Here is a 9932-nt window from a genome sequence, read left to right as displayed (position 1 = left end):
GGGAACACACGGAGGAAGTGCTGGCGAGTCTCGGCTACACCAGGGATCAGATCCTGAACATGCGCGAATCGAAAGTGGTCTGACGGCGCAAGCTGTCAGCAACGTCCAATCTTCGTGCGGCATCTGCGGATGCCTGCCCGAACAGCGCCCCGCACGGGTGCTGTTCGCAAGTGAACGAAAGCTTTCCCACTTCGGGCCCTGTCATGCAAGCAGCCATCGACTATGTTTGCCGTGCCAGGCGAGTTGAGCAGCACGCGTGCGACTGCTTTGCCGACAACCGGCAATGCGCGCCTGACGCCAGATTCATGATCGGCTGCAAAGCCGGACGTTTCGGCACGGCAGTTCAGACCCTTGAGGACTATACGGAGGCATCCGATGCAAGTAGAAGTACTTGGACGATATCGGCTTGAGCTGTCTGCGATGCAATTGATCCACAACGGCGGATGGGCGGCCTATGCGGCGATTCGCACGGTTGAAGAAAATCAGGCGCAACCCAGCCTCCTGCCCTACCAGCAGGTCGCCGACGAGGCGGTCTTCGAAAGCGAAGCTGCGGCCATCGCCGGCGCACGCCGCGTGGCGATGGCGTTGCTGAAGTCCGGCAACCGATGACGCCGGCCGCCACAGCCGGCACCATCCGTGCAGAACGCGCGCTCGAGCAGAAGACCTGCGGTGAGCATGCCGCGCCGGACAAACACGATGCCAAAGGCCCGTGAGCCGGCCGGGATGGGAGGCGGACTGTGACGCAAAATGGCTCAGGTCAGTACAGATCAATTTAGGGAGACGTGAGATGGGCCAGGCATTGGAGGACGTGCGCATTCTTGATTTCACGCACGTCCAATCGGGTCCGACGTGCACGCAGTTGCTGGCATGGTTCGGCGCGGATGTGATCAAGGTGGAGCGGGCAGGCGCCGGCGATATCACGCGCGAACAGCTGCGCGATATCCCCGAGGCGGACAGTCTTTACTTCACGATGCTCAACCACAACAAGCGTTCGGTCACGATCGATACGAAGCACCCGGAAGGCAAGCAGGTTCTCGAAGCGTTGATCCAGAAGTGCGACGTGCTGGTGGAGAACTTCGCACCGGGCGCGCTCGACCGGATGGGTTTCAGCCGGGAACGCATCCAGGAACTCAATCCGCGCATGATTGTGGCCTCGGTCAAAGGCTTCGGCCCGGGGCCTTATGAAGACTGCAAGGTCTACGAGAACGTCGCTCAGTGCGTGGGCGGTGCGGCGTCGACTACAGGCTTCGACGACGGCCCGCCCGTCGTGACCGGCGCGCAGATCGGCGATAGCGGCACCGGGCTGCATCTCGCGCTTGGCATCGTTACCGCGCTCTATCAGCGGAAGACGACGGGGCGTGGTCAATACGTGCTCGCGGCGATGCAGGATGGCGTGCTCAACCTGTGCCGCGTGAAACTGCGCGACCAGCAGCGGCTCGAACGCACCGGCGTGATGCGGGAGTATCCGCAACATCCGAACGGCACCTTCGGCGAAGCCGTGCCGCGCGCCGGCAATGCTTCGGGAGGCGGTCAGCCGGGCTGGATCCTGAAATGCAAGGATTGGGAATGGGATCCGAACGCGTACATCTATTTCATCGCGCAGGCGCCGGTGTGGACGAAGATCTGCAACGTGATCGGCAAGGAGGAATGGGCCACCGATCCCGACTACGCGACGCCCGCCGCACGTTTGCCACGCCTGAAGGACATCTTTGCCGAGATCGAGCGCTGGACCATGACGAAGACGAAGTTCGACGCGATGGCGATTCTCAACAAGTACGACATTCCGTGCGGCCCGATCCTGTCGATGAAGGAGATCGCCGAGGAGCCCTCGCTGCGCAAGACCGGCACAATCGTCGAGGTCGATCATCCGGTGCGCGGCAAGTATCTGACGGTGGGCAACCCGATCAAGCTGTCCGACAGTCCGACCAAGGTCACGCGCTCGCCGCTGCTGGGCGAACACACCGACGAGGTGATGGCCGAACTCGGCTACCACCCGGATCAAATCGCGCATTTGCGTGCCGTCGGTGCGATATGAGCGCATAGACGAAACCTCGCTGCGCATCCGACGCGCCGCACGCCGTACAAGACATCGCCGCGCGACCGGTTCGACCAGTCGCGTCATTGCAGCAAAAAAATCGCAGGAGACATTCCGATGAAATCGTGGATACGTTTTCGGCTCGCCCATGGCAGGATTGGTTTCGGCGTGCTAGAAAACCATCGCGTCACTGAATACGAAGGAGACATGTTCGGTGACGCGGTCCCAAGCGCCAACGTACTCAGCTTCGATGACGTGACGCTGCTCAATCCGTGTGTTCCTACGAAGGTGGTCGCGTTGTGGAACAACTTCCGCGCGCTGTCGGAGAAGCTCGGCAAGGCCGCGCCTTCCCATCCGCTATTTCTGATCAAGCCCTCCACCTCCGTAATCGGCCCGGGCGAATCCATCCAGCGGCCGCAAGCCTACGGCGGCAAGATCGCGTACGAAGGGGAACTCGCGATCGTGATCGGCAAGCGCTGCCGCAACGTCCAGGTAGACGAGGCGAACGATTGCATTTTCGGTTACACGTGCATCAACGACGTGACCGCGGCCGAACTACTGAACGAAGACCCTAATTTTGCGCAATGGTGCCGCTCGAAGGGCTTCGATACGTTTAGCTGCATCGGTCCTGCGATCCAGCGTGATTTCGACTGGCGTAATGCGCACGTCGTCACACGGCTCGACGACGTCGAGCGGCAGAACTATCCGCTGTCGGACATGATCTTCTCGCCCGCCGAACAGGTCAGCCTGATCTCGCACGACATGACGCTGTTGCCCGGCGACGTCATTGCTATCGGCACCTCGATTGGCATCGGCTCGATCAAGGACGGCTCGACGGTCGAGGTGTCGATCGAAGGGATCGGCGTGCTGTCGAACACGCTGTCATCAGGAGCCTGACATGGCGATGACGATTGCAGTGCCGCGCGAAGTCCGCGCGGGAGAACGCCGCGTCGCGGCGACGCCCGAAACCGTCGGCCAGTTGCTGAAGCTCGGCTTCGCGGTGAACATCGAAGCGGGCGCGGGCCTCAGGGCGTCATTCGCGGACGACGCGTATCGCGCGGCCGGCGCGCAGGTGGTCAGCGACACCCGTGCGTTGTGGACCGATGCCGATATCGTGATCAAGGTGCGCGCGCCCGAACTGAATCCGGAGCTCGGGCTGGATGAAGCGACCTTGCTGAAAAATGGCGCGATGCTGATCAGCTTCATCTGGCCCGCGCAGAACCCGGCGCTGCTCACGCAGCTCGCCGACGGCGGTACGAGCGTGCTGGCGATGGACTGTGTTCCGCGCATTTCGCGCGCGCAGAAGCTCGATGCGCTCAGCTCGATGGCCAACATGGCCGGGTACCGCGCGGTGATCGAAGCCGCGCAGCATTTCGGGCGCGTCTTCACCGGACAGATCACCGCTGCGGGCAAGATGCCGCCCGCAAAAGTGATGGTGATCGGCGCGGGTGTCGCCGGGCTCGCTGCAATCGGTGCGGCGCGCGGCTTGGGCGCGATCGTGCGTGCGTTCGACACACGTCCTGAAGTCGAGCAGCAGGTCGAAAGCATGGGCGCCGAGTTTCTCAAGCTCGATGTCGAAGAGGAAGGCAGCGGCTCCGGCGGCTACGCGAAGCAGATGAGCGCGAAGTTCATCGAAGCAGAGATGGCGCTGTTCGCCGCGCAAGCGAAGGACGTCGACATCATCATCACCACCGCGCTGATTCCGGGCAAGCCGGCGCCCAAGCTCATTACTGCGGCGATGGTCGAGGGCATGCGGCCAGGCAGCGTGATCGTCGACATGGCCGCGGAGCAGGGCGGCAACTGCGAACTGACGCAGCCTGGCGAGGTGGTGTCGGTCAGGGGCGTGACGATCATCGGCTACACCGATTTACCGAGCCGGATGGCGACGCAATCAAGTCAGCTCTACGGCACCAACATCCGCCATCTATTGACCGATCTGGCGCCACAGAAAGACGGTGTCGCGCGCATCGACATGGATGACGACGTGATGCGCGGCGCGACCGTCGTGTATCAAGGCGCGGTCAGCTGGCCGCCGCCGCCGCCGAAACAGGCCGCGATCGCCGCGCATCGCCCGCCGCCCGACAAGCCCGTGGCGAGCCCCGTCGATCCCGCGGAACAAGCGGCCGCTGCGGCTCGCTCGCGGTATACATCGCTCGTCTTGCTGGCGGTCGCGGCGTTGGCGCTGCTCGCGCTCGGCGCGGTGGCACCGCCCGCGTTCGTCGCGCATCTGACGGTGTTCGTGCTGGCGGTATTCGTCGGCTACCAGGTGGTCTGGAATGTGACGCCGGCGCTGCACACGCCGCTGATGAGCGTGACCAACGCGATCAGCGGAATCATCGTGATTGGCGCGCTGCTGCAACTCGGCACGCCGAATGTGCTGGTAACGGTGCTGGGCGGCGTCGCTTTGCTGGTTGCCACGATCAACATCGCGGGCGGGTTTCTCGTGACCCAACGCATGTTGAAGATGTTCCAGCGCAACTAAGGAGTGGTCATGCTGAACGGAATCGGCAACATTGCGTATTTGGGCGCGAGTACGCTGTTTATCCTGAGTTTGCGCGGACTGAGTCATCCGACGAGCGCGCGCCGCGGCAATCTGTATGGCGTGGCGGGCATGCTGATCGCAGTCGTTGCGACGCTGATCATCGCACAGGGCGCGGGGATCGAAGTCGTATTGGCGGCGGCCGTGATCGGCGCAGCGGTCGGCGCGCTGCTGGCGCGGCGTGTCGAGATGACCCAGATGCCGCAACTGGTCGCGATATTGCATAGCTTTGTCGGGTTGGCCGCGGTGCTGATCGGCTTTACCAACTATCTGATGTCGGCCGGCGAGTTCGGTGGCGCGGAGCGGGTGATTCACCTGTCCGAGATTTATCTTGGCGTGTTTATCGGCACGATCACGTTCACCGGTTCGATCGTCGCGTTCCTGAAGCTGCAGGGCACGATTAGCGGCAAACCGCTTGTGATACCGGGCCGGCATGGGCTGAACCTGCTCGCGCTGGTGCTGTGCGTCGCGATCGGCTACCGGTTCCTCACGGCGCCGTCGGGCGCGGACGGCATCGTCACATTGCTCGTGATGATCGTGCTCGCCGCGGCGCTCGGCGTGCATCTGGTGATGGCCATCGGCGGCGCGGACATGCCGGTTGTCGTGTCGATGCTGAACAGTTACTCAGGATGGGCCGCCGCGGCCACGGGCTTCATGCTGAGCAACGACCTGTTGATCACGACCGGCGCGCTGGTCGGCTCGAGCGGCGCGATCCTGAGCTACATCATGTGCCGCGCGATGAACCGCAGTTTCATCTCGGTGATTCTTGGCGGCTTCGGCGCGGCGAGCGGCACGAGTTCGGCGGATATCGCGGGGGAGGTGGTGGCGACCAGCGTTGACGAAGTCAGCGCGATTTTGCGCGACGCGTCCGAGGTCATCATCGTACCGGGCTACGGGATGGCCGTCGCGCAGGCACAGACGACCATCAGCGAAATCACGCGCAAGCTCGACGGTCTCGGTGTGCGGGTCCGTTTCGGCATCCATCCGGTCGCCGGACGCTTGCCGGGCCACATGAACGTGCTGCTTGCCGAAGCGAAGGTGCCGTACGACATCGTGCTCGAAATGGATGAAATCAACGAAGATTTCAGCAACACGGACGTCGTGCTGGTGATCGGCGCGAACGACATCGTGAACCCGGGTGCGCTCGAAGATCCGGGCAGTCCGATCGCGGGGATGCCGGTGCTCGAAGTATGGAAAGCGCGCACGGTGGTCGTGTCGAAACGCAGCATGGCGACCGGCTATGCAGGCGTGGACAACCCGCTCTTCTACAAGGACAACACCCGGATGCTGTTCGGCGACGCGAAGGGCAGCGTCGACGCATTGCTCAGGCAACTCGACGCTTGACCGGCTGTTGCCGCGCTCGCTCGCCCGTCACCTCACCTTACTGACCGATTATGATCCGCCTACGCAAAGCAAAGATCGTCGCGACCCTCGGCCCCGCGACCTCCGATCTCGAAACGATTACCCAACTTTTTCACGCCGGCGCCGATGTATTCCGGCTGAATTTCAGTCACGGCTCGCACGAGGACCATCGGCGGCGCTATGACCTGGTTCGCGAGGTCGAGCGTGCTTCGGGCCGGCCCATTTCGATTCTGGCAGACATGCAGGGACCGAAGCTGCGCGTCGGCCCGTTCGCCGAGGGCAAGGTGATGCTCGTGACGGGCGCCGAATTTGCGCTCGACCGGAACCCGGCGGACGGCGACGTCAATCGCGTATGTTTGCCCCATCCGGAACTCTTCGACGTCGTCGCCGCCGGCCAGTCGCTGCTGCTCGATGACGGCAAACTGCGCCTGGAAGTGCTCGAAAACGACGGCGAGCGGATCCGTACCCGCGTATTGCACGGAGGAACGCTGTCGGATCGAAAAGGGGTGAATGTGCCCGACGCGATACTGCCGATTCCCGTGCTGACCCAGAAAGACCTGATCGATCTGGAATTTGCGTTGTCGCTCGGCGCCGACTGGATTGCGCTGTCGTTCGTACAGCGTCCCGAGGATTTGATCGACGCGCGCGAACTCATTGGCGAGCGCGCCGGGCTCATGGTCAAGCTGGAAAAGCCGGCGGCGCTCGATCGGCTCGATGAGATCGTGAATGCGGCCGATGCGGTGATGGTCGCACGCGGCGATCTGGGCGTCGAGCTTCCGCCTGAACGCGTGCCGGGTGCCCAGAAGCGCATTCTTCGCTCCTGCCGCAGCCACGGCAAGCCGGTGATCATCGCGACACAGATGCTCGAGTCGATGATTTCAGCGCCAGTGCCTACGCGCGCCGAAGCATCGGACGTCGCGACGGCGATCTACGATGGCGCGGACGCCGTCATGCTGTCTGCGGAGTCGGCCAGCGGCGGCTTTCCCGTGCAGGCCGTGGCGATGATGGAGCGGATCATCAAGGAGGTCGAACATGATCCGCTCTACCGGAGCCTGCTTGATGCCCAGCATGAACTTCCGCTGGGCACACCGGGAGACGCCATCTGCGCGGCACTGCGCGACGTCGCGCAGACCATCGCTGCAGTTGCGACGGTCACGTACACGACGTCTGGACACACCAGCCTGCGGGCCGCCCGTCAGCGTCCTGTCGCGCCGATTCTCAGCATCACGCCGAAGCTGTCGACGGCGCGGCGTCTTGCGCTGGTGTGGGGCGTGCATTCCACAGTCAGCCCTGACGTCGAATCGGTCGACGAGATGGTGAGTGCCGCGTGCAGCATCGCCGTGAGACAGGGCTTTGCAAATTCAGGCGACCCGGTGGCGATCGCGGCGGGCATGCCGTTCGGCGAATCGGGTACCACCAATTTGCTGCGAATTGCCAGAGTCTAGGCGACGCCGCACGCAAGCTGGACGGGTAGCCGTCAAATGGCCGGAGCGCTTGCGATCGTGCGCGGGCGCGCTCGCAGTGACTGCAAGGTTTCGGGGATGTATTAACGATAGCTAATATGACACAGAAGGAACTTTAACTTTTGTTAATTGTTGAAGCCGTCCATCATGGTTCAAGCGCCATGACAGTTCAGCCTTGACATGCAGGTGTTTTGATCAGGCAAGCAAACAAGTCAATAGACGGAGACAGAGAACGTGTTACAGACTGACAGAGCCTTCAGCGGCTATACGGCGCGGCGGCATAACCGCTGGGTCCAGCTGGCAGCCGGCATCGCCTGCATGGGTCTTATAGCGAACCTTCAATACGCATGGACCCTCTTTGTCATCCCGATGGACGCCAAACACCACTGGGGGCAAGCCGCCATCCAGCTGGCGTTTTCGATTTTCATCATCACCGAGACCTGGCTGGTACCTGTCGAGGGTTGGCTCGTCGACAAGTTCGGTCCTCGCCCTGTCGTCATCGGCGGGTCGATCTGCGCTGGTTTGGGCTGGATTCTCGATGCCTATGCGCCGAATCTGCCGACCCTCTACGTCGCCGCTGTGATTGCCGGTATCGGAGCGGGATGCGTCTACGGCACCTGTGTGGGCACGGCGCTCAAGTGGTTTCCCGACAGGCGCGGGTTGGCCGCCGGTCTGACTGCGGCGGGCTTCGGCGCCGGCGCGGCGCTGACGGTGATCCCGATCTCCAACATGATCCAGAGCGCCGGGTACGAGCATGCGTTTGTGTTCTTCGGCGTGTTCCAGGGTGTCTGCATCCTGCTGCTGGCAACCTTGCTGGTGCGCCCGAAGCCGCCGGCGCATGCGGCTGGGGTCAGGCGCATCGTCGCAACGAAGACCGATTACACGACGAAGCAGATGATTCGCGCACCGCTTTTCTGGGTGATGTACGCGATGTTCGTGTGCGTCGCGGCAGGCGGCATCATTGCCACTGCGGAGATCGGTCCGATCGCGAAGGAGTATGGCTTTGCGGCGATGCCGGTCAGCGTGCTGAGCGTGACGTTGCCGCTGCTGACGATGACGCTGTCGATCAACAATATGTGCAACGGTTTCACGCGCCCGCTATGCGGTTGGGTCTCCGACCGGATCGGCCGTGAGAACACCATGTTCATGACCTTTATGGGCGAAGCGCTGGCGCTGCTGGGGCTGATGCACTTCGGTCACAACCCGTACCTGTTCGTGCTGTTTTCCGGACTCGTGTTCCTGTGCTACGGCGACATTTTCTCGAATTTTCCTGCGACGTGTGCCGACACGTTCGGCGCCAGATACGCGGCGGGCAATGCCGGTACGCTTTATACCGCCAAAGGGACTGCCGCCATGCTGGTGCCTGTGGCTTCGCTGTTGTCCGCGCACGGCGGATGGAACGCGGTGTTCATCTTCGTTGCGTGTATTTCGTTGATGGCCGGTGTGTCGGCGAAGTTCATCCTGTATCCAATGCGACGCCGCTGGATTCTGAACTCCGCTGCGCCCAGCACGGCATCGGAAAGCCACTTTCGACCGTCGCCTCTCGGTTCGCACGAGTGAGCGTCGCTGAAGCAGTGCGTGTTCGGCGTGCAATGCGGGATCAGAACGTGAAGGCATCCCACGGCCGCTCTGCAGGAGACTATCTTGGCCGATTCGAATGAGTTGATTGAGCGGCATATCCGCCGTGGTGGCTCCCTGCTTGCCGTGCTGCACGCGATCCAGGACGACGTCGGCTTCGTGCCGCTGGCCGCCGTCGCGCCGCTGGCGCGGGCGATGAATCTGTCGCGCGCGGAAGTGCACGGTGTGCTCACCTACTATCACCACTTCCGCACGCAGCCCGCCGCGCCGGTCACGGTGCAGCTGTGCCGCGCGGAAGCGTGCCGCAGCATGGGCACCGAGGCGCTGGCGCAGCACATCGAAACGCGCACCGGCTGCCACTTCGACGCGGCGCATAGCGCCGGCACCGGGCTCGAATCGGTGTACTGCCTTGGCCAGTGCGCGCTGTCGCCGGCGATGATGATCAACGGCACGCTCCACGGGAGAGTCACGCCGCAGAAATTCGACGCGCTCCTTGACGCTGCGCTCGTCAGCACGAAGCATGCGGAGGAAACGGCATGACCAGAATCTTCGTTCCCCGAGATTCCGCCGCGCTCGCGCTCGGCGCCGACGCGCTTGCCGCAGCCATCGCCGATGAAGCCGCCCGGCGCGGCGTGGCCATCGAACTGGTGCGCAACGGTTCGCGCGGGCTGCTGTGGCTCGAGCCGCTGGTCGAAGTGGACACACCGGCGGGCCGCGTCGGTTATGCGAATGTCGACGCAGCCGAGGTCGCCTCGCTGTTCGACGCCGGTTTCATCGAAGGGAAGACGCATGCGCGCCACGTCGGCATCGTCGAAGAGATTCCCTACCTGAAGAAGCAGCAGCGCCTGACGTTTGCGCGGATCGGCATCACCGATCCGCTTTCGATCGACGACTACGTCGCGCATGGCGGCATCGAAGGCTTGAAGCAGGCACTTGCCACCGACGGCGCCGCCGC

General features: G+C 63.1%; 8 protein-coding genes and 1 pseudogene. All 9 read left to right on the top strand.

What is annotated here, in order from left to right; all coding sequences use genetic code 11:
• The first annotated feature begins 375 nt into the window (after positions 1 to 375).
• Positions 376 to 609 (top strand): hypothetical protein, encoded by a 234-nt coding sequence (locus tag P3T23_RS46415; protein ID WP_429322741.1) that lies wholly within the window; start codon positions 376 to 378, stop codon positions 607 to 609.
• A gap of 178 nt (positions 610 to 787) precedes the next feature.
• Positions 788 to 2035: a formyl-CoA transferase gene (gene frc, locus P3T23_RS46410; RefSeq protein ID WP_429322740.1), complete on the top strand. Its 1248-nt coding sequence runs from the start codon at positions 788 to 790 to the stop codon at positions 2033 to 2035.
• Between the two features lie 117 nt (positions 2036 to 2152).
• Entirely contained in the window at positions 2153 to 2932 is a 780-nt protein-coding gene (locus tag P3T23_RS46405) for a fumarylacetoacetate hydrolase family protein (protein ID WP_429322739.1), read from the top strand.
• A gap of 1 nt (position 2933) precedes the next feature.
• Positions 2934 to 4517: a Re/Si-specific NAD(P)(+) transhydrogenase subunit alpha gene (locus tag P3T23_RS46400; protein WP_429322738.1), complete on the top strand. Its 1584-nt coding sequence runs from the start codon at positions 2934 to 2936 to the stop codon at positions 4515 to 4517.
• A 9-nt stretch (positions 4518 to 4526) separates the two neighbouring features.
• On the top strand, positions 4527 to 5918 hold the full coding sequence (gene pntB, locus P3T23_RS46395; RefSeq protein ID WP_429322737.1) for a Re/Si-specific NAD(P)(+) transhydrogenase subunit beta: 1392 nt from the start codon (positions 4527 to 4529) through the stop codon (positions 5916 to 5918).
• A 50-nt stretch (positions 5919 to 5968) separates the two neighbouring features.
• Positions 5969 to 7381, top strand: coding sequence for a pyruvate kinase (gene pyk, locus P3T23_RS46390; RefSeq protein WP_429322736.1), 1413 nt, complete (start codon positions 5969 to 5971; stop codon positions 7379 to 7381).
• A 252-nt stretch (positions 7382 to 7633) separates the two neighbouring features.
• A complete protein-coding gene (gene oxlT, locus P3T23_RS46385) occupies positions 7634 to 8959 on the top strand; it encodes an oxalate/formate MFS antiporter (RefSeq protein WP_429322735.1) in 1326 nt (441 codons plus the stop codon).
• A 69-nt stretch (positions 8960 to 9028) separates the two neighbouring features.
• Positions 9029 to 9517 (top strand): NAD(P)H-dependent oxidoreductase subunit E, encoded by a 489-nt coding sequence (locus P3T23_RS46380; RefSeq protein WP_429322742.1) that lies wholly within the window; start codon positions 9029 to 9031, stop codon positions 9515 to 9517.
• Positions 9514 to 9932, top strand: a pseudogene (locus P3T23_RS46375) (formate dehydrogenase); the annotation flags it as partial. The gene P3T23_RS46380 and the pseudogene P3T23_RS46375, both read left to right, overlap by 4 nt.

It is taken from the genome of Paraburkholderia sp. GAS448 (assembly GCF_050435685.1).
Lineage (GTDB): Bacteria > Pseudomonadota > Gammaproteobacteria > Burkholderiales > Burkholderiaceae > Paraburkholderia.
Note: the sequence above shows the minus strand (reverse complement) of the source record. Positions and strands in the feature narration are given on the sequence as shown.

What these genes read in the sequence shown, in the direction of transcription:
- frc (WP_429322740.1), top strand. Translation starts at nt 788, where the DNA reads ATGGGCCAGGCATTGGAGGACGTGCGCATTCTTGATTTCACGCACGTC.
- P3T23_RS46400 (WP_429322738.1), top strand. Translation starts at nt 2,934, where the DNA reads ATGGCGATGACGATTGCAGTGCCGCGCGAAGTCCGCGCGGGAGAACGC.
- pntB (WP_429322737.1), top strand. Translation starts at nt 4,527, where the DNA reads ATGCTGAACGGAATCGGCAACATTGCGTATTTGGGCGCGAGTACGCTG.
- pyk (WP_429322736.1), top strand. Translation starts at nt 5,969, where the DNA reads ATGATCCGCCTACGCAAAGCAAAGATCGTCGCGACCCTCGGCCCCGCG.
- P3T23_RS46415 (WP_429322741.1), top strand. Translation starts at nt 376, where the DNA reads ATGCAAGTAGAAGTACTTGGACGATATCGGCTTGAGCTGTCTGCGATG.
- P3T23_RS46405 (WP_429322739.1), top strand. Translation starts at nt 2,153, where the DNA reads ATGAAATCGTGGATACGTTTTCGGCTCGCCCATGGCAGGATTGGTTTC.